19 protein-coding genes, 1 pseudogene and 1 CRISPR repeat array (1 of these 21 cut by a window edge) are annotated in these 18,202 nt (G+C 68.4%); of the genes and pseudogenes, 10 read left to right on the top strand and 10 right to left on the bottom strand.

Annotation, left to right across the window (positions count from 1 at the left end; translation table 11 throughout):
- A CRISPR array of direct repeats spans positions 1 to 2,760; the repeat unit is 28 nt; unit sequence GTGCTCCCCGCGCACGCGGGGATGGTCC; it reaches 321 nt to the left of the window's first position.
- A 57-nt stretch (positions 2,761 to 2,817) separates the two neighbouring features.
- Entirely contained in the window at positions 2,818 to 3,690 is an 873-nt protein-coding gene (locus ACFFIA_RS22395; protein ID WP_377253577.1) for a helix-turn-helix domain-containing protein, read from the bottom strand.
- On the bottom strand, positions 3,687 to 4,217 hold the full coding sequence (locus ACFFIA_RS22390; RefSeq protein ID WP_377253576.1) for a DUF6879 family protein: 531 nt from the start codon (positions 4,215 to 4,217) through the stop codon (positions 3,687 to 3,689). Before ACFFIA_RS22390 ends, ACFFIA_RS22395 begins: the two co-directional genes overlap by 4 nt.
- 126 nt (positions 4,218 to 4,343) lie before the next feature.
- Between ACFFIA_RS22390 and ACFFIA_RS22385 the strand changes: the two genes are divergently transcribed.
- The gene (locus ACFFIA_RS22385) at positions 4,344 to 4,541 is read left to right on the top strand and encodes a DUF397 domain-containing protein (protein WP_377253575.1); all 198 of its coding nucleotides are present in this window, start codon (positions 4,344 to 4,346) and stop codon (positions 4,539 to 4,541) included.
- Between the two features lie 34 nt (positions 4,542 to 4,575).
- On the opposite strand, the gene ACFFIA_RS22380 is transcribed toward ACFFIA_RS22385, so the two are convergent.
- Together ACFFIA_RS22380 and ACFFIA_RS22375 are read right to left on the bottom strand one after the other, a co-directional pair.
- Positions 4,576 to 4,776: a DUF397 domain-containing protein gene (locus ACFFIA_RS22380; protein WP_377253574.1), complete on the bottom strand. Its 201-nt coding sequence runs from the start codon at positions 4,774 to 4,776 to the stop codon at positions 4,576 to 4,578.
- The gene (locus tag ACFFIA_RS22375) at positions 4,773 to 5,627 is read right to left on the bottom strand and encodes a helix-turn-helix domain-containing protein (protein WP_377253573.1); all 855 of its coding nucleotides are present in this window, start codon (positions 5,625 to 5,627) and stop codon (positions 4,773 to 4,775) included. The genes ACFFIA_RS22380 and ACFFIA_RS22375 overlap by 4 nt, the downstream gene beginning before the upstream one ends.
- Positions 5,628 to 6,090: 463 nt before the next feature.
- Here ACFFIA_RS22375 and ACFFIA_RS22370 point away from each other — a divergent pair.
- A pseudogene (locus ACFFIA_RS22370) lies at positions 6,091 to 6,561 on the top strand (helix-turn-helix domain-containing protein); the annotation flags it as partial.
- Here the strand turns inward: ACFFIA_RS22370 and ACFFIA_RS22365 are convergent.
- Together ACFFIA_RS22365 and ACFFIA_RS22360 are read right to left on the bottom strand one after the other, a co-directional pair.
- Positions 6,455 to 6,847 (bottom strand): RNA polymerase sigma factor, encoded by a 393-nt coding sequence (locus ACFFIA_RS22365; RefSeq protein ID WP_377253572.1) that lies wholly within the window; start codon positions 6,845 to 6,847, stop codon positions 6,455 to 6,457. The pseudogene ACFFIA_RS22370 and the gene ACFFIA_RS22365 sit on opposite strands and share 107 nt — an antisense overlap.
- Before the next feature lie 147 nt (positions 6,848 to 6,994).
- Positions 6,995 to 7,237 (bottom strand): hypothetical protein, encoded by a 243-nt coding sequence (locus tag ACFFIA_RS22360; protein ID WP_377253571.1) that lies wholly within the window; start codon positions 7,235 to 7,237, stop codon positions 6,995 to 6,997.
- 126 nt (positions 7,238 to 7,363) lie between these two features.
- On the opposite strand from ACFFIA_RS22360, the gene ACFFIA_RS22355 reads away from it, so the two are divergent.
- On the top strand, positions 7,364 to 8,062 hold the full coding sequence (locus ACFFIA_RS22355; protein ID WP_377253570.1) for a hypothetical protein: 699 nt from the start codon (positions 7,364 to 7,366) through the stop codon (positions 8,060 to 8,062).
- Here the strand turns inward: ACFFIA_RS22355 and ACFFIA_RS22350 are convergent.
- A protein-coding gene (locus ACFFIA_RS22350) for an IS3 family transposase (RefSeq protein ID WP_377253569.1) occupies positions 8,026 to 9,221 on the bottom strand; the annotation gives its coding sequence in 2 pieces (ribosomal slippage) (positions 8,026 to 8,969 and positions 8,969 to 9,221; 1,197 coding nt in all). The genes ACFFIA_RS22355 and ACFFIA_RS22350 overlap by 37 nt on opposite strands.
- Before the next feature lie 231 nt (positions 9,222 to 9,452).
- Here ACFFIA_RS22350 and ACFFIA_RS22345 point away from each other — a divergent pair.
- From ACFFIA_RS22345 to ACFFIA_RS22335, 3 genes are all read left to right on the top strand, one after another.
- Entirely contained in the window at positions 9,453 to 10,685 is a 1,233-nt protein-coding gene (locus ACFFIA_RS22345; RefSeq protein WP_377253568.1) for an ISL3 family transposase, read from the top strand.
- Positions 10,686 to 11,018: 333 nt separating this feature from the next.
- Complete coding sequence (locus ACFFIA_RS22340; RefSeq protein WP_377253567.1) at positions 11,019 to 11,438, top strand: helix-turn-helix domain-containing protein; 420 nt, start codon at positions 11,019 to 11,021, stop codon at positions 11,436 to 11,438.
- Positions 11,439 to 11,500: 62 nt separating this feature from the next.
- Positions 11,501 to 12,802 (top strand): DDE-type integrase/transposase/recombinase, encoded by a 1,302-nt coding sequence (locus tag ACFFIA_RS22335; protein ID WP_377253566.1) that lies wholly within the window; start codon positions 11,501 to 11,503, stop codon positions 12,800 to 12,802.
- Here ACFFIA_RS22335 and ACFFIA_RS22330 read toward each other — a convergent pair.
- The 3 genes from ACFFIA_RS22330 to ACFFIA_RS22320 are packed head-to-tail and all read right to left on the bottom strand — an operon-like array spanning position 12,748 to position 15,964.
- A complete protein-coding gene (locus tag ACFFIA_RS22330; RefSeq protein ID WP_377253565.1) occupies positions 12,748 to 13,755 on the bottom strand; it encodes a tyrosine-type recombinase/integrase in 1,008 nt (335 codons plus the stop codon). The genes ACFFIA_RS22335 and ACFFIA_RS22330 overlap by 55 nt on opposite strands.
- Positions 13,755 to 14,720 carry a tyrosine-type recombinase/integrase gene (locus tag ACFFIA_RS22325; RefSeq protein ID WP_377253564.1) on the bottom strand — a complete coding sequence of 322 codons (966 nt, stop codon included), beginning with the start codon at positions 14,718 to 14,720 and terminating at the stop codon, positions 13,755 to 13,757. The genes ACFFIA_RS22330 and ACFFIA_RS22325 overlap by 1 nt, the downstream gene beginning before the upstream one ends.
- On the bottom strand, positions 14,717 to 15,964 hold the full coding sequence (locus ACFFIA_RS22320) for a tyrosine-type recombinase/integrase (RefSeq protein ID WP_377253563.1): 1,248 nt from the start codon (positions 15,962 to 15,964) through the stop codon (positions 14,717 to 14,719). Before ACFFIA_RS22320 ends, ACFFIA_RS22325 begins: the two co-directional genes overlap by 4 nt.
- Before the next feature lie 196 nt (positions 15,965 to 16,160).
- On the opposite strand from ACFFIA_RS22320, the gene ACFFIA_RS22315 reads away from it, so the two are divergent.
- The 4 genes from ACFFIA_RS22315 (at position 16,161) to ACFFIA_RS22300 (ending at position 17,884) form a co-directional block, all read left to right on the top strand.
- Positions 16,161 to 16,361, top strand: coding sequence for a hypothetical protein (locus ACFFIA_RS22315; RefSeq protein WP_377253562.1), 201 nt, complete (start codon positions 16,161 to 16,163; stop codon positions 16,359 to 16,361).
- A complete protein-coding gene (locus ACFFIA_RS22310) occupies positions 16,358 to 16,537 on the top strand; it encodes a hypothetical protein (RefSeq protein ID WP_377253561.1) in 180 nt (59 codons plus the stop codon). The genes ACFFIA_RS22315 and ACFFIA_RS22310 overlap by 4 nt, the downstream gene beginning before the upstream one ends.
- Positions 16,537 to 17,349: an ExeA family protein gene (locus tag ACFFIA_RS22305; protein WP_377253560.1), complete on the top strand. Its 813-nt coding sequence runs from the start codon at positions 16,537 to 16,539 to the stop codon at positions 17,347 to 17,349. Before ACFFIA_RS22310 ends, ACFFIA_RS22305 begins: the two co-directional genes overlap by 1 nt.
- A gap of 94 nt (positions 17,350 to 17,443) precedes the next feature.
- On the top strand, positions 17,444 to 17,884 hold the full coding sequence (locus ACFFIA_RS22300) for a transposase (protein WP_377253559.1): 441 nt from the start codon (positions 17,444 to 17,446) through the stop codon (positions 17,882 to 17,884).
- Positions 17,885 to 18,202 lie beyond the last annotated feature (318 nt).

Here is an 18,202-nt window from a genome sequence, read left to right as displayed (position 1 = left end):
GCGGGGATGGTCCGTGTCCGTCGACCTCGACGCGCTCGCCCTGCACGTGCTCCCCGCGCACGCGGGGATGGTCCCAACCCTACGGATGGCGGGGCGGTGACGCAGCCGTGCTCCCCGCGCACGCGGGGATGGTCCCATCTCCGGCTGGACGCCGTCCGCGTCGGTGCCGTGCTCCCCGCGCACGCGGGGATGGTCCCCCTGGCCCGGTGCCCGCGTGGCCAGAGTGGACGTGCTCCCCGCGCACGCGGGGATGGTCCTCTGGACCGCTTTCCTGGCCTGCGGCGTTGTGCGTGCTCCCCGCGCACGCGGGGATGGTCCGTACGGGTTTTTCGGGCGGACGGCGGCGCTCGAGTGCTCCCCGCGCACGCGGGGATGGTCCGTTGTCGATGTGGATCGGCGGCGTGGACTTCGAGTGCTCCCCGCGCACGCGGGGATGGTCCGCCGTGGCCGACGCCCGAATCGCCGCGGAAGGCGTGCTCCCCGCGCACGCGGGGATGGTCCTGGAATGCCCTCCTCCGCGAAGAGACGCACCAGGTGCTCCCCGCGCACGCGGGGATGGTCCCCGTGGTGGCAATCGCCCACACCTTGGCATCGGGTGCTCCCCGCGCACGCGGGGATGGTCCCCAGTCGCTGGACGAGATCCTCAAGGGCTTCGAGTGCTCCCCGCGCACGCGGGGATGGTCCCACGAAGAACGCGCCGATCGGTACGCCAGCCACGTGCTCCCCGCGCACGCGGGGATGGTCCGGAGGAGAGGTATGCGCAAGACCTACCCGACCGGTGCTCCCCGCGCACGCGGGGATGGTCCCGTGCCGCGCGGGACGCGCCGCGACGACGCCGCGTGCTCCCCGCGCACGCGGGGATGGTCCGCGGCGACCGTCGCCCCGGCCGTTGGTGCCGCGAGTGCTCCCCGCGCACGCGGGGATGGTCCTCGCGGTCGCATGCGTGGACCGACAGGCCCGCTGTGCTCCCCGCGCACGCGGGGATGGTCCGATCTGGGCCGACGGCGGCACCGAGCCCGGCCCGTGCTCCCCGCGCACGCGGGGATGGTCCGTTGTTGGCGTAGATGTCGCCGGACATCTTGCCGTGCTCCCCGCGCACGCGGGGATGGTCCCCAGCTACCCCGGTCGACAGGGTTGGGGAGCAGGTGCTCCCCGCGCACGCGGGGATGGTCCTGGGTCCGATGTGGACTGGGAGATCCGGCTCAAGTGCTCCCCGCGCACGCGGGGATGGTCCAGCTCGCCCGCGGCCGAGCGCGTCGAACAGGTCGTGCTCCCCGCGCACGCGGGGATGGTCCGCCGAGGAGGGCGGCGCCGACGAGGGTGGCGAGGTGCTCCCCGCGCACGCGGGGATGGTCCTGCGCTTTTGGATGCCCGCTCCGTAGGTGTCCCGTGCTCCCCGCGCACGCGGGGATGGTCCCGTGCGCGAGTGGTCCGCCGGGCCGGGGAACCCGTGCTCCCCGCGCACGCGGGGATGGTCCCCACGACCAGCAGCGCCACCCAGAGCACCGCGCCGTGCTCCCCGCGCACGCGGGGATGGTCCCACTGGTCCGACGCGCGTGGAGTGGATCGTAGGGTGCTCCCCGCGCACGCGGGGATGGTCCGAGCTGCTGCCAGTCCACGGCGGGGTAGGTGGCGTGCTCCCCGCGCACGCGGGGATGGTCCGGCCACACGGCCACCGATCTGCCGGGCCAGGCTGTGCTCCCCGCGCACGCGGGGATGGTCCCACGCGCCCGGCCGTGCTCGACGCGTCCGAGGGCGTGCTCCCCGCGCACGCGGGGATGGTCCCTCCATCGTGCCGTCCTCCTCGGCCAGTGCAAGGTGCTCCCCGCGCACGCGGGGATGGTCCGAAAGACCGTGAGATCGAAGAACGCGAGAGGATGTGCTCCCCGCGCACGCGGGGATGGTCCTCCGGCTCATGCTGCTGGCCGCGTTGAAGGAGAGTGCTCCCCGCGCACGCGGGGATGGTCCCAGGTCCCCGTTCGCGACGGCCGCGTTGTAGAAGTGCTCCCCGCGCACGCGGGGATGGTCCCTTCCACCGTGAGGCCGGCGAGCGTCGAGATGTGTGCTCCCCGCGCACGCGGGGATGGTCCGACGGGGTGTCGTGGACGACGGTGGGCACCGCCGTGCTCCCCGCGCACGCGGGGATGGTCCCACGACGATGGCCGAGCAGGCAGCGACCCTGCAGTGCTCCCCGCGCACGCGGGGATGGTCCCCGAGACGGTGGAGGCGTTCCAGCGCGGCAAGCGTGCTCCCCGCGCACGCGGGGATGGTCCCCGGCCGACGAGCGCACCCAGGCCCGCCTCGACGTGCTCCCCGCGCACGCGGGGATGGTCCCGGTGCCGGCTTCGTGGTGCCGGGCGAGTACGTGTGCTCCCCGCGCACGCGGGGATGGTCCCCTGTCCGTATCCGGGATTGGTCAGCTCCTGGCGTGCTCCCCGCGCACGCGGGGATGGTCCCGAATGGACAGTCGGCCGGATCAACGGGTCTCAGTGCTCCCCGCGCACGCGGGGATGGTCCGTACCTCGCCCTCTTTTCCGGCACACCGGTCGAGTGCTCCCCGCGCACGCAGGGATGGTCCTGCCGCGATACACATTGGACAACTCGGCTTCGGGTGCTCCCCGCGCACGCGGGGATGGTCCCATGGGCCGCGGGCGTGGCCCTTGGCGCGCCAGTGCTCCCCGCGCACGCGGGGATGGTCCCAGCTTCTGCGTGATCGTGAGCACGGTGTTGGCGTGCTCCCCGCGCACGCGGGGATGATCCCGGCGGCAGCGGGCCTGACTTGGTTTGGTGCGCTAGGAAGGCGGCGGCGAAGCTTGTTCAGATCGATCGATCCTTGGGACCGGCGGCCATGCTGGCTGCGGCCTTATCACGAAGCGAAACGAGGAACCGCTGTGCCTCGGCACCTTGGATCGCGTCGGTCTGGAGATTGCGGTACACACGTTCGTACGAACCAACCTCCTCCTGATCCGTCAGTGTCAGCTCGCGTGTGTACGTCTCGATCGTGACGACGGTCGAGTTCTCGGGGAGGCTGTAGATGACAAACGGGTGGGCGTGGACCGTTGAGGACAGTGTTCCGGTTGGGAGGATTGCCAGGTCGATAGTGGGGAGTGTGCAGGTCGACAGGATCTTGTCGTACTGGGCGACGAGCATGCCAACGTCACCGGGTCGGAAGCGCAGTGCGGCTTCGGTGATGACGAACTGGAACCGTCGGCCTTCCTCGTAGAGGACGGCTTGTCGGTCGATCCGTGCGGCGGCAGCGCGGGTGGTATCGCCGAGTTGGAAGATGTCGGCCAGGTTGAGGACGGCGCGTGCGTACGCCGCGGTCTGGAGCAACCCAGGCACCACACCGTTCTGGAAGACGCGCACCTCGGTGGCTTGGTCGCGGAGCAGGCCGATCTCGCGTTGATGGGCTGCTCTTCCGCCGCCGAGGGTGCGGTCCCAGATGATCGAGGCGACCTGGATCGACTCGGCCATGTCGAGCAACTCGGGCCGCTGGCTGGCTGGTGCGTCGACTGCGGTGAGCCAGGCGTTGACGTCGGCGACCGCTGGCTTGGTGCGCCCGTTCTCGATCTTGGATACTTTGGACTGCGACCAGCCGAGCTGGGCCGCGAGCTGCGTGGTGGACAGACCGGCGGCCTTGCGCAGGTCTCGCAGTCGGGTCGCCAGTTCGCGACGGTCGGGGGCGCTCACCAGGATGATCTAAGCAGTTCGTCGCGGACGGTTGGGAGGTAGTCGGCGAGCGGGATGGAGTGGGCCAGGGCCAGGTCTCGCTGCTCGCGGAAGGTGGCGGCGTTTGTTGCGGGTTCGATGTCGACGAGTCGGTTGCCCTGGTCGTAGTGCATGACGAAGACGTCGTCGTCGAGCATCCAGAAGTCCTGGTTCAGCTTGTGGAGCGGTCCGGGCCGGCCGTCGCGGCTGGCGATCCGGACGTCCTCGCCGGCGAGCAGGTTGCCCAGGTATCCGATCAGCTCGAACTGTAGGTAGCGCGACAGGGGCCGCTCAATTACGTGCACGCGGCGCCAGCTTCGCCCTGCGTTGACGCTGTCGGCGGTCATCCGTAGCCAGGGATCGGTCTCCGGGTTTCGCGGTGGCAGTTCGTGTCCTTCGAAGAAGGCGTGGAACAGCGCGGCCTCGCTGGCCGCGTTGTACTCGCTGCGCGTCTCCAGCCGGAACGCGGACCGTTCGATCTGTCGCAGGAGCTGGGTCAGATCATCCATGGTCATTAGCATCGCCGTCCCTGTACGCCGCCTCAGCACTCGATCCTAGTCGAGATTGGGGACTAGTCAGAGCGTCGGACACGTGGGACGCTCGATCCGTACCGCTCAGTGACGAACGGAGGCGGGATGTACGACCTGTCCAGCGCTGTCTGGCGTAAGAGTTCCCAGAGCATGAACGGCGACTGCGTGGAGTTCGCGCCGCTCGCCGAGGTGGTCGGGGTACGCGACTCCAAGGATCCGACCGGTCCTGTCCTGGTCTTCACCCGTTCACAGTGGCGGGCCTTCGTGGACGGCGCGAAGGACGGCGACTTCGGCAGTCGCTAGCGGTCGGATGCCGCCCCGCCGGTGAGGCGGCGGGTCAACCCACCTCGAACTCGCCGCCTGCTGCTGCTTGGAGGAAGGCGGCGAACGCCGGCCGGGTGAAGACAAGGACCGGGCCGGTGGGGTCCTTCGAATCGCGTACGCCGATCACCTGATCTACGGCCGCTATCTCGACGCATTGGCCGCTCTGCTGGGTTCTGGTGCTCTTGCGCCATACGGCTCTGCTGAAGTCGATCATCTCGAAAGCTCCTTCGCCACGCCGCGGATCAGCGTCGCTGAGTCGTCAGGACTGAGCGCCATGGCGCGGAGCCGGTCGAACGTCATGACGGCGCTGGCGATGTCCGCGTCGCTTTCAGGATAGAGATCACCGGCCATGGTCTCGATGTAGACCACGTCTGAGTCTGCCGTATCCGCGAATCGCAGGACGACAAACGAGCCTGGCGTGCCTGGATGGGCGCCGATGCCGAACGGCAGTATCTGGATGTCGATGTGCGGCAGAGCCGCTACATCCGCGAGCCGGCCAAGTTGGTCTGCCATGACCTGCCGGCCGCCGACCTCCCGCCGGATGGTCGCCTCGTCGAGAACAACCCAGAGCGTCGGCGGGTCTGGGCGGGTCAACAGGGCTTGCCTCTGCAGTCGGACCTCGACCCGGCGGTCTATCTCCTCGTCCGCGAGGCGGGCGGCGCCGCCGCGAAGAACAGCCCGTGTGTACTCCTCGGTCTGAAGCAAGCCGGGGATGGAGACCAGCTCAAAGTTCCAGATCCGGTCCGCGTCCGCCTCGAAGCCGATGTAGGTGGCGTACTCCTCGGGGATGCTACGCGCGTATCGATGCCACCACCCTCGGCTGGCCGCATCCTTTGCCACGTCCACCAGGTAGGCCGCGGTCCCCGCGTCGGCGCGGTATGTGTGCAGCAGTGCCTTGACCACGGGTACCCGGACAGCGACCTGTGCACGTTCCACCCGAGACAGGTGCGACATGGATATGCCGGCACCGTCCGCGGCCGCCTCGATCGTGAGGCCGGCGGCCTCACGGAGACGGCTCAGCTCACGGGCAAGGCGACGTCTGCGCAGGGTCGGCCCATTCGTCACGGCGGACAGCATGCCACACCCGCCGCGAGGCGCTTCACGAAAATCTCGTCAGACAACTTGTCTGGATCTAGTCTCAGCGGTAAGACTAGTCATATGACACCGACTAAGCGCGTGAGTGCTGCGTCGTTGGCGGCGATCGGCCAGGCTCACGTCGCCCGGCACCAGCCCCCTCTGGCGCGCGGTTGGCGCGGTCTCAGCGTCGCAGGCCGTTCACTGGCTGACCTACACGAACCAGTGGGTGTCCGACATGCAGGGAACGCCCTTGTCCTCGGCAAGCTGTCGTCCAGCGGTCGCCAGGGTTGCCGAACCGACGATCGCATAGGCGCGAGGTCACGGCCAGCAGGGGCAGTCGGCACGGCCGCCGTCGTGATGGCGGCTGGCGGCGTACGCCGGAGTTCGCGGCAGAACGGTCGGCTTCCCTTTGGAGGGACCAACTCGGCGCGTCTGGTCGCGGTGGTCCAACATGGAGGCTCTCATGCCGTCGCGTCGTGATCGGGATGAGTCGTCGCTGCGGTCGCGGTGGCTGGGCGGCCGGTTACGCGAGTTGCGTGAGGACCGTGGCCTGACGCTCAGGTATACCGCCAGCTATCTGAGGGCGGAGTTCGCCGACCTGGCCGCTTTCGAGCTTGGGCGGCGGGTGTTCCAGTTCGACCTGGTGGCCGCGTTGCTGGATATGTACGGGGTGTACGACCGGGTCGAGCGTGATCATCTCTTGGCGTTGGCGCGGTCCGTGTTTCGGTTGCCGCGGTGGCAGGACGACTTCGCCGGCCCGGACCTCGACGTGTCCACGTTGGACTACCTGTGGCTGGAGTCGACAGCACAGAGGGTCAGTTGCTATGGCCCGGTGCTGGTGCCGGACCTGCTACGGACGCCGGAGTATGCGGAGGCGGTCGTCCGCCGCCAGCACGATCCGGTCTCGGACACGCAGGTGGGCTGGTGGGTCCACACCGGCGCAGCCGGGAGATCAACCGGCGCGCCGCGATACCCCACAGCCACGCCCCGGCCTCTCCGTCGCCGCGCCACCGCTTCGCGCCCTTCCACACCGCGACGAACGTGTCCTGCAAAACATCGTCGACCGCGTCGGGATCTGGGCACCGCCGCCGCAGCCTGGCGGCGAGCCAGGGCGCGTGCCGGTCGAACAGCAACCGCAACGCCCCCTCATCACCGTCCGCGACAGCGCGCAGCAGATCCGCATCACTGTCCTCAGCGTTCGCGCTCATACCCTCAATGTCGCCGCCAACGACCCCAACGGATCAGCCCCAGCCGGAAAATCTCAGGACCGACACCGACAGCAGTGTCACCGCCGTCTCGATGAGCACCAACTGCTGGCGGCTCGGTCCGGACCAGGCGCGCGAGCCGGATAGCAGTCAGCCGGTGACGCTGCCCCCGGCCCATAGCGCGAGGAGGAGGCCGCTGACCGCGCCGGCGCGCGCCTGGACTACACCGGCCAGGATGCTGACCTCGGCGCATGCGTAGGCGATGGCGTTCGGGGTTAGGCCCGAGGTCGCCGTGAGCAGCCACAGGTCGCGTTGGCGAAACGCGTTGGCGAAATAGGCGCGGGCGTGTCCGGCCGGTCGACTTTTCTCTGCCTTGGTCCCAGCCGCGGACACGAACAGGATCGTGCCGAGGGTGGTGGCTGGCGCCCGCGACGACCTGCTCTTGGCGACCGCTCGGGCGTGGGAAAGGCCATGAGCTCGGCGTCCAGCGGAGTGCCGCGACATGAGCACAATCCCTCGATGGGAAACGACAGCCGCAAACCGCTGCGCCCGCCCTACCACCCCACAGAGGAGACCCGCCGGGGTCTGCTGGCGGACAGCCGGTGGCGGGAACGCAAGATCGACCAGGTGATGCCGCTGATGGGCAAGGCCGCGGCTACCGGCCGGTCCCAGGTCGTCGCGATCGGCGTGGCGCAGGAGTACCAGCGTATGTTCACCGGGTCGAAGTCCGCCACCGACACGGGGGCCGTGTGGTTCACCTACCAGCGCGTTGACCGGCGGGTCACCTGCTACTACCAGCATCTGCCGGCTTCAGCGCCGGCTGGCTCTGAAGCCGGTGAGGGCGTCGAGGAGGAGCAGTTTGTAGTAGGTCCCCTGATAGCCGATCTGGTATCCGTCCCCGCGGCGGCTGGCGTCGTTGAAGGACTTCCGGACGTAGGGATACTGGAGCCGATACGCCACGGCGAACGCCAGCGCTATGGCCAGGAGCGGGAACACGGCGAACTTGACCGCGTCGGAGGGCAACGCCCCAACGGTGGTGAGCCCGAGCAGAAGGCCGAGCGGGACGATCGAGACCAGGTAGACCCGCATGGCTACCACGACCACGCGGTACTCCCTCGTGATCCGAAATTTGCCGATCTGATCCGCCCCGAAAATTCCGGACAAACGTTTAGTGGTCGAAATTACGCCGCACGCTGCCCGTTCAGGTACTCGCTGTAGACCTCGTTGGGAGTCTTATAGCCGAGACCCGAGTGGAGACGTCGGGAATTGTATCGGACTTCTATGTATCGCGCAACATCCTCCATGGCGCGTTTCCTGGTCGGGTACTGCGTGCGGTTCACCCGCTCGTTCTTGAGTGCCGCGAAGAACGACTCGGCCATCGCGTTATCGTAACAAGTTCCGGTGCGCCCGACGGATTGCCGGATCCCATGCTTACGGAGGACCTTGCCGAATTCGGCGGACGTGTAGTTGCTGCCACGGTCGGAGTGGAATATCGCGCCTTCCCTGATATCGTGATTACGGACAGCCATGCGGATCGCAGCGCTGATCAGCGGAGTTTTGTAGTTGTCGGACATCGCCCAGCCGATCACCGCTTTCGTGTAGCAGTCGATCACCGTGGCGAGGAATACCCAACCCTCCCAGGTCGGAATGTACGTGATATCACCGACCATCTTCTCGCCCGGCGCAGACGCGGTGAAGTCCCGGTGCAGCAGATCCGGGATCGACCCGGCCGCCGGGTCCTGATCGGTCAAGCTGTACCGCCAGGGCCGCGGCTGGCACGGCACCAGGCCCAGCTCACCCACCAGGGCACGGACCAGCTCCGCGGAGCAGGCGTGACCGGACCGCAGCAGCGCGGCATGGATCCGCCGGTAACCGTACGTCTCGTCCGACAGCTCGAAAATCTCCACGACCAACTGCTTCAGCTTCTCCCGGCGTGCCGCAGTCGCCGATTGCGGCCGACACCGCCACTCGTAATATCCGGAACTGGAAACCCCCAACCACTTGCACATTTGCACGACGGCGTACTTGGGCCGGCCGTCCAACCCGAGAGCGCGTTTCTCCGCGTCGATCAGCTCGTACCGAGCTTCTACCGATACTCGCTGGCGAAGAACGCCGCGGCTTTTCCCAAGAACTCCCGCTCCAGCCTGAGCTCCCGAACTTCCTTCTCCAACTCCCGCAGCCGGGCCCGCTCCGAAATCGTCAACGGCGGCTCCTCGCCGGCGTGTGCCTGCCGGTACGCGTTCACCCAGTTACGCAACGTCTGCTCGTTCACGCCGATCTCCCGCGCCGCCGACGGAATCGCCCGAGACTCCTCCACCACCATCCGAGCGATCTGCTCCTTGTACTCCGGCGTGAACGACCTGCGCTGCCTCGCCATCACCATTCCCCTTTACCTCCAGAAGAGTGTCGGCGCTCACGTAATTCCCCACCTGTAGCGGTCTGACGCTCACGTAATTCGGTTCTGGCACAGCAAACGTGGGCGCAGCGTGGGTGTGGTCGTGTGAGCAGCGGGCATCTGTCTATGATGGAGTTTGATCGGTTGCTGTTCGCTTGGAGGCGTTGAGCAGCAACGCTTTACCTGGAGAGCGCTGGCCGGGATCATGTCGCGGTGCAAGATCAGCAACCGGTCGGCGTGTTGCCGCGTCACCTGCGCCAGGTGCGTGTCGAGCGGGTCGAGGACCGGCCCGACGCGGTGCATATCCACGCCAAAGTTGATACTGACGAGGCGGCCTGCCCTGCCTGCCAGGTGGTCTCGAGGTCGGTGCGTGAGCGATACCGACGGCGGCTGGCGGACACTCCGCTGGGCGCAACACCGGTGTGGATCCTGTTGCAGGTACGGCGGTTCAACTGCCTGAACGCGGCCTGTTCGAAGCGGACGTTCGCCGAGCAGGTACCCGAGCTGACCGTGCCGCGTGGCCGGCGCAGCTCGCCGCTACGGGCGATGCTGCGACACATCAGTGTCGCGCTGGCCGGACGTGCCGGGGCCAGACTCGCGGCCAAGTTCGCGATCCCGGCCAGCCGCAGCACCCTGCTGCGGCTGCTGCGTGCCACCCCGCCAACCTCGCCGACGGTAGCGCCTCGGGTGCTCGGAGTGGACGACTTCGCCCTGAGGCGTGGTCAGGTCTACGCCACGGTGCTGATAGACATGGACACCCACCAGCCGGTCGATGTGCTGCCAGACCGCACCGCGGACACGCTCGCCGCCTGGCTGCGTGAGCATCCCGGCGCGCACATCGTGTGTCGTGACCGTGCTGGCGCGTACGCGGACGGCGTCCGGATTGGGGCACCGGACGCGATCCAGGTCGCCGACCGGTTCCACCTCTGGATGAATCTCGGCGAAGCCGTACTGAACACCGTCATCACGCACCGCCGACACCTCGCCGAACCCGACCCGATCACACCCGACCCGCCACCCACCGCGCCGGCGGTGCCGGCCACACCGGAGTCGGATACCGAGATACGGCTGGTCACCCGCACCCGGGAACGCTACAAAGCCGTCCAGCAACTGCTGGCCGACGGCTGCTCACGAGCCGAAATCAGCCGCAGGCTCGGCCTGGACATCCAGACCGTGCGCCGGTTCGCCAACGCCACCCACGTCGAGGACCTACTCGCCGGCACCCGCCGCGACAGCGTCCTGGACCCGTTCAAGCCCTACCTGCAACAGCGCTACCACGACAGCCACACCGACACCGCCACACTGCTGGAAGAGATCCGCCAACGCGGATACCGCGGCAGCATCCAGACCCTACGCCGCTACCTACGCCCATCCCGACCCGACAAGCCCTTGTTGCCCGCCGCTCGGCGTGAACACGTGGGGGTAGGAGCGCGTCGTTCGGCGTGAGCGGGTTGTGGGTGGCCCTGGTGGGGTTGCCCTTTTTCGTGTGCGACGCCAACGTGAGCGGGTCTGGTAGGCCAGCGGCCCTCCCGGTCTTCTCTTGGCGGAGCGTCCGGGAGGGCCGCGGTGTGGTGCGCGGAGGCACCGATGCTCACGGTAGGCAAGGACGCGGGTGAGGTCGAGCGGCGGCTGGTTGGGGGCGGGTTGGCGTGCCCGGCGTGCAGCGGCCAGTTGGGTCCGTGGGGGTGGGCGCGGGCCCGGGTGATCCGGGGCGGGGGCGAGGTTCGGTGGCGGCTTCGGCCTCGCCGGGCGCGTTGTGCCGGTTGCGGAGGGACGCACGTGTTGCTGCCGGTTGGTGTGCTGGCGCGGCGGGCGGACGTGGTGGCGGTGATCGGTGCGGCGTTGGTGTGGGCGGCGGCGGGGTGGGGGCATCGCCGGGTTGCTGAGCGGCTGGGGCGGCCGGCGACGACGGTACGGGGCTGGCTTCGCCGGTTCGTTGGTCGGGCGGGGCCATTGCGCGAGGCGTTCACGGTGTTGCTGTGCGCGTTGGATCCCGATCCGCGACTGCCGGAGCCGGCGGGTTCGCTGCTGGCTGATGCGGTTGCGGTGATCGTGGCTGCGGCCGGGGCGGTGGTGCGCCGGTGGGCATCGGTGGTGTTCGGGTTGTCGCCGTGGCAGGTGGCTTGCGCGGTCACGTCTGGTGGGTTGCTCGCACCCGGCTCCACTGTGGAGTTGATCAACACGAGTCGCCTCTGGTGAAGTCGATCAAGGGCTAGCAGCCTCGACGCGGTGCTTTGTCGACCGTGTCGAGGAGGTTGGAGTTGACTGATCCGGATGTGGAGCTGCGGCGCCGGGCCGAACGGGCCCGCCGGGTGGGCTTGTTCCGCTACGAGTTGATCCAGGAGGTGATCGACCCGGCCCTGTCCACGCGTCAGCGCGGCAAGCTGGTGCGGGAACTGGCCGCACGCGTTCACCAGGGGCCGTTTGGCGAGCCGGTGCGGGTATCCAGGCAGAGCATCGACCGCTGGTGTCGGTGGTGGCGTCGCGGCGGGTTCGAGGCGTTGGTGCCGACCCCGGCGCGGGTGCAGCCGCGCACCCCGGCGGAGGTCCTGGCGATGGCCGCCGGGTTGAAACGAGAGAACCCGGACCGCACCGCCGCCCAGGTGATGCGGATCCTGCGCGCGCAGTCCGGGTGGGCGCCGTCGGAGCGCACGCTGCAACGCCATTTCAAGCACCTGGAGCTCGACCGGGACCTGCCGGGTGCCGGCCCGGCGGCGTTTGGCCGGTTCGAAGCCGACCGGTGCAACGAACTGTGGGTCGGCGACGTGCTCCACGGGCCGGTGATCGCCGGCCGCAAGACGTATCTGTTCGCGTTCCTGGACGACCGGTCCAGGGCGGTGATGGCAGCCCGGTTCGGGTTCGCCGAGGACACCGTGCGCCTGGCGGTGGCGCTGCGCCCGGCCCTGGCATCCCGCGGTGTCCCGGAGTCGATCTACGTCGACAACGGATCATCCTTTGTGGACTCCTGGCTGCTACGTGCCTGCGCCAGCCTCGGCATCAAGCTGGTCCACTCCCGGCCCGGGCAGCCGGAAGGCAGAGGGAAGATCGAACGCTGGTTCCGCACCGTCCGGGACCAGTTCCTGGTCGAGATCACCGACCAGGTCGCGGCGAAGATTGAGGGCCTGGCCGAGCTCAACCGGCTGGCCACCGCGTGGATCGAAACCGTCTACCACCCGGCCGTTCACTCCGAGACCGGCGCGGCGCCGCTGCGACGCTGGCGCGATGGCATTCCGGATCCGCTGCCTCTGCCGACGCCGGCGCAGCTGCGGGAGGCGTTCCTGTGGTCCGAGCACCGCACCGTGAACAAGAACGCCGTGGTGTCGCTGCACAACAACCGCTACCGGGTCGACGAGCTGCTCATCGGCCGCAAGGTCGAGCTGGTCTTCGACCCGTTATCACGAGGTCGTGATAACGGGTCTTATGCCGACCTGGATGTCATCCTGATGTTCGCCTCTTCGGGCAGGTCGAGGCCGGCGGAGGTTGGCATAACGCGGGCAGCGGATTTGCGTCACCGGGCGGCGAGGCTGTCGAGGAAGTCAAGGACGGTGTCGCTGGGCTGGTAGCGGCCTTGTTGCTGTTCGGCGGCTGCGGTGCGGTCGAGGGCCCGCTCTTTGAGCTTCAGGTCGGCGTGAAGGTACTTCATCGTTGAGGACACATCCTGGTGCCCGAGCCAGAGGGCGATGATGCTGACGTCGTGGCCGGCGATGCGCATGTTCATGGCCCGGGTGTGGCGGAACAGGTGCGGGAACAGGTGTTTCCCGGCCAAGGACGGTTGGTCCTGCGCCGCAATTTTCTGGTATTTGTTCAGCCGGGCCTGGAAACCGTCACGGGTCAGGTTCCGGGTGGTTCGCCCGCGAGCGGGGAACAACGGGTCAGCGGGCTGACCGCTGGTGTGCTCCAGCCATTCGCCGAGCTCAGCCGCGCTGGCGGGGTCGAGCGGGGTTGATCGTTCGTGGCGACCTTTCCCCACGCAGCGGACGTGTGAGCCGGTGGGCCGGATGCGCGCGTCGTCGCGGGTGAGGCTGAGCAGCTCGGAGATGCGCAGGCCGGTGGCCAGCAGGACGATCATCATCGTGTGGTCGCGGCGGCCTGTCCAGGTGCTGCGGTCGGGGGCGGCCAGGATGGCGGCCGTCTGCTCTGGAGTGAGCCAGGGGATCGAGGTGTCGCCGGTCCGGGCGGATTCGATGGCCAGCACGCGTTGGATCACCTCGGCGTCGTCGGGCGCGTGCAGGGCGGCGTAGCGGAACATCGAGTGGATCGCGGCCAAGCGGTTGTTGCGGGTGGATGCTGCGTTGCCGCGCTCGGTGTCCAGGTGGTGCAGGAAGCCGGTGATCAGGTCGTAGTCGATCTGAGCGAGCCGCATCCTCTCCGGCGGCGTGCCGGTGGCCCGCTGGGCGTAGTGCAGCAGCAGCCGCCAGGTGTCGCGGTAGCTGGCGATGGTGTGAGGGCTGGCGTCTTTGTGCTGGATCAGCTTGACGCGGAAGAATCCCTGCAGGATCGGGGCCAGGTCGCTCATCATGTCTCCTCATGCGGTGAGGGCTGACGGCGGGCTTCGCGAACTGCGGACCGGAGCATGTGATCGCTGGCGGCTTGGAGTAGTTCAGGGACGGCTTGCAAGTAGTAGAAGGTGTGCCGCGGCTTGGTGTGTCCCATGTGGGCCTGCAACAGCGGGAGGCTGGCCTGGGTGTCGATGTCGTCGTTCAGCCAGCCGGTCAGCGTGGTGACGGCGAAGGTGTGGCGCAGGGCGCGCAGCGTCGGGCGGGGCGAGAGGTCGCCAAGGCCGGCCCGGTCGACCAGGTGGGTGAAGTGCGTGCGGACCTGGTCGGCGTTCAGCCGGTGTCCGCGGGTGTTGACCAGCAGACTCGGCCCGGCATAGCCGGGTATCAGCCGGTCGCGGAGTTGCCGGTAGTCAGCGAGCGCGTCCAGGGTGGTGGGATGCAGCGGTATCCGCCGGTCCCTGCGGTTCTTGCCGTGCAGGGTCATCGCGGCCTCGGCCGGGTCGATGTCGCCGTCGTCGGCGCGGACGGCTTCGCAGGTTCGCATCCCGGTGGCCGCTATCAGCCCGGTCAGGGTCTGGAGGGTGGCCGCGTGCAGTTGCGGCCTCAGCTGTCCGGCCGTTTCCATCAGCGTCTGGATCGCCTCACTGGTCACGATGCATGGCTCGGGCCGGCTTTGCCGGCAGGGCACCAGGTCCGCTGGCGGAACCTGATGCGCGGGGTCCAGGGTGTGCAGGTAGATGGCGAACCCGCGGGCCGCGTTGAGCCGCAGCCACCGGTAGGACGGGGCCACGGGCTGCGCGAGCTCGATCCAGGCCAGGACGGCCTGGTTTGTCACGCGGGTGATGCCGGCGTGGTCGCAGTACTCGGCGAACCGGCGGACCAGGAATCCCGGCTTGTCCATCTCGAAGCCGAGGCGGCGGCGCAACGCAAGGTACTGCTCGGCTAGGACGCTGAGCGTGGCGGCGGGCGCGGGCCGGGTCACGGGGCCGTCTCCGCGGCCCGCTGCCTGCCGACACCTGGCCAGGGGCGTGCCAGTGGTCGCAGCGCGGAGACGTCCGCCCGGGTATACGCGCTCGTGGTCTCGATATCACGGTGACGCAGCACGTCCCGGATCTCCACCAGCGAGGCGCCGCTGTTGAGCATGTCGTGCCCGACCGCGTGCCGAAACGCCCGCGGCCCGATCCTGGCAACACCGGCCCTGGCGCAGGCCCGCCCGACCAGCGCGCCGATCGAGTTCTTGCGCATCGGCTGCACCGGTGCGCGAGCGGACAGGAACACCGCTGCGGTGCCAGCAGGCGCGGGCCGGCGGATCTGCAGGTACTCCACGATCGCCTCGCCGACGTCGCGGAGAAGGGGCAGGACGTCAACACGACCGCCTTTGCCGTGAACGACGAACTCGCCGGCCCGCCAGTGCAGGTCCGGCAGTTCCAAGCGGGTCACCTCGACCGGCCGCAGGCCGTAGCGGTGCAGCAGAAGCAGGACCGCGCGATCACGGCATCCGCATTCGGTGCCGCGATCGCAGCTGGCCAGGATCGCGGCCGCCGTCGCGGGATCAACCTGGGCAGGCAGCCGGGACGGCTGGCGGGCGGCCCTCGGAACCGCAGCGGCCAGCCGGTGCGCCGTGTGTCCCGCATACTCCAGGAACCGCAGGAACGCCCGGTCGCCCGTCAGAGCCGCTCCGAGCGAGGGCAGCCGGTGACGGGCGACCTGGCGTGACACGACATCCAGGACCTGTGCGCCGTCCAGGGCCGCCAGGCGAGCGTCGAACTCCGGCCCGTCCAGCAGCCCACCCGCAACGCCCAGGAACTCATTGGCGTACCTCAGATAGTGGGCGATCGTCACCTCGCCTGCCCGGCGCTCGAGGCGCAGATACCGGTCGTATTCCAGCAGCAGGACACCCGCCGCGCCCACGGGGCCGCCGGCCTGCTGCGGCAGCACGCCGATGCCACGCAGATAGCCGAGCAGCGGTTCAGGCGACGTCCCCTTCACCAGGTAGCTCCCCGAGGCGCGAAGGTCTTCCCAGAAGCGGGTCGCCACCGACTCGGTGAGGTCCTTTACGGACAGATCTTGCCCGGCCAGCCACGCGTTCAGCTCCGCCGCCAGGTAAACGTGGTGCCGTATCGACGATGACGCGTACCCGCAGTCGGCCAGCCACCCAGCGAAACCCACGATGCGATCAGCCAGCGGGCCGCTGGCCGGAATCTCGCGACGGACGTGAGGGCTCACAAGCCCACCTACCGAAATCCGACAACCTCACTGGTGCCAGCATGACGCAAAATCCGCTGCCCGCGTTATGCCAACCTCCGCCGGCCTCGACCTGCCCGAAGAGGCGAACATCAGGATGACATCCAGGTCGGCATAAGACCCGTTCGACCTCACCGATATCGAGGTCCGCCACCGCGGCCGCAGCCACGGCAAAGCAGTGGCGTTCCGCATCGGCCGGCACTCGCACCCCAAGGCCCGCCCCGAACACCCCGACACCGACACCCCGCCGGCGACCGGGATCGACTACCTGCGCCTGATCGACGAAGACCACACCCAGCGCCTGGAATCGCGGATCAACTACGCCGCCCTGTTCGACGACAGCCGCCCAGCCACCGGCCGCAAGGAGGTGGACCGGTGACCGACACACCATCCGGTATTGTCGCCGGCCAGATCGCCGAGCTGCTGGCCTGGGCTCGCCGCCTGACCGAAGCCGGCACCAACGCCGACCCCGCCGAGAAAGCCGCCTACCACCGCGCCAAAGCCGACCTGCTGACCCGCCTCACCAACGCCAGCGCGGAAGGCGATGAGGCCTGATGCTGCAGAAACTCCAAGGCCACTGGGGCTTCACCCGGCTCCCGTTCGGCCGGGACCTGGCCCCGAGCATGCTGCACCGGCACAACGCCCACGCCGAAGCCGTCGCCCGCATCACCTGGACCGTCACCGAACACGCCCTCGGCGTGATCACCGGCGAGGTCGGCGCCGGCAAAACCGTCGCCGTCCGCGCCGCGCTGGCCGGCCTCGACCCGGTCCGGCACGTCGTCATCTACCTCGGCAACCCCGCCGTCGGCGCCCGCGGCATCCACTTCGCCATCGTCACCGCCCTCGGCCAGACACCCCGCTTCCACACCGCAGCGCTGATCCCCCAAGCCGCTGACGCCCTAGCCACCGAACACGCCGAACGCGGCAGAACCCCCGTGCTGGTCATCGACGAAGCCCACCTGCTCTCCCACGCCCAGCTCGAGGCAGTCCGAATGCTCACCAACCACGACATGGACTCCCGATCCCCGTTCGCCTGCCTACTCATCGGGCAACCCACCCTGCGCCGGCGGATCAAGTTCGGCGAACTGGCCGCCCTCGACCAACGCATCGCCGTCCGCTACCAGATGACCGGCATGGCCCTGGAAGAAACCGCCAGCTACCTCAAGCACCACCTCAAACTGGCCGGCCGCACCGACACCCTGTTCTCCGACGACGCGATCACCCTGATCCACCAAACCAGCCGCGGCTACCCCCGCATGGTCAACAACCTGGCCAACCAAGCCCTCATCGCCGCCCTCACCGAAGGCAAAGCCATCGTCGACGAGAGCAGCACACGCACCGCCGTGACCGAAGTAACGACAGAATGATCACCAACCCGACACCATGACCACCAAAGCCCCGCCGGGCCCGCCCGGCGGGGCCTTCTCATGACTGAACACGCTCACCAGCAACGACGCCTACATGCTCACGCCGAACGACGGGCAACAGCCCTCCAAGCCGCCGGCACCACCCAAACCACGCCAGGTAACCAAATGGATCATGATGGACCCGGCCAAACTCAACCCCGACGACCACGCCCGCCTCGCTGCCATCTGCTCCCGCAGCACCACCCTCACGGCCGTGCGCGAACACGTCAGCCGCTTCGCCCGCATGATCCGCACCCTAGGCGGCGCCGACCTTCCACAATGGATCGCCGACGTCCAAGCCGACGACCTACCCACCCTGCACACCTTCACCAAAGGACTGCAGCGCGACCTGGACGCCGTCACCGCCGGCCTCACCCTTCCCTACAGCTCCGGCGCTGTCGAAGGCGCCGTTAATCGCATCAAGACGATCAAGAGATCGATGTACGGCCGCGCCAAGTTCGACCTCCTCCGCCTCAGAATCCTCGAACCCCACTAACCACACGGAGCGCTACCACGCCCACGTTTGCCGTGCCAGAACCGAATTCCGTGAGCGACGACAGAAGAGAAAACGATCTTAGTTGGTTCTCTCTCCGGAAGATCCAGGGCGGCTCAATCGTCGCCTTGTCCACACTCCACAGTGTGCACGGGTGAGCTGCCTGTACGGAACCTTGGTTGACAGCCACCGTAAATACCCCTCCCGCGTCCGGATATGTCGCGATTCGCGCTGTCCCACCGAGATTCGGGCTTGGCAGGCCGTTAGTAGTGCTTTGTCACTTCTGGGTGACTGGTGATGATTTCCGGTCTGTGGCTTGGT

Source organism: Phytohabitans kaempferiae (genome assembly GCF_042433955.1).
Classification (GTDB): domain Bacteria; phylum Actinomycetota; class Actinomycetes; order Mycobacteriales; family Micromonosporaceae; genus Phytohabitans; species Phytohabitans kaempferiae.
The sequence above is the reverse complement of the archived record's forward strand: the minus strand, read 5'-3'. Positions and strand labels throughout refer to the sequence as shown.

Excerpts from the sequence above, each read along its gene's own strand:
- ACFFIA_RS22390 (WP_377253576.1), bottom strand. The coding sequence starts at position 4,217 with ATGGATGATCTGACCCAGCTCCTGCGACAGATCGAACGGTCCGCGTTC.
- ACFFIA_RS22385 (WP_377253575.1), top strand. The coding sequence starts at position 4,344 with ATGTACGACCTGTCCAGCGCTGTCTGGCGTAAGAGTTCCCAGAGCATG.
- ACFFIA_RS22380 (WP_377253574.1), bottom strand. The coding sequence starts at position 4,776 with ATGATCGACTTCAGCAGAGCCGTATGGCGCAAGAGCACCAGAACCCAG.
- ACFFIA_RS22365 (WP_377253572.1), bottom strand. The coding sequence starts at position 6,847 with ATGAGCGCGAACGCTGAGGACAGTGATGCGGATCTGCTGCGCGCTGTC.
- ACFFIA_RS22355 (WP_377253570.1), top strand. The coding sequence starts at position 7,364 with ATGGGAAACGACAGCCGCAAACCGCTGCGCCCGCCCTACCACCCCACA.
- ACFFIA_RS22330 (WP_377253565.1), bottom strand. The coding sequence starts at position 13,755 with ATGAGCGACCTGGCCCCGATCCTGCAGGGATTCTTCCGCGTCAAGCTG.
- ACFFIA_RS22305 (WP_377253560.1), top strand. The coding sequence starts at position 16,537 with ATGCTGCAGAAACTCCAAGGCCACTGGGGCTTCACCCGGCTCCCGTTC.
- ACFFIA_RS22300 (WP_377253559.1), top strand. The coding sequence starts at position 17,444 with ATGCTCACGCCGAACGACGGGCAACAGCCCTCCAAGCCGCCGGCACCA.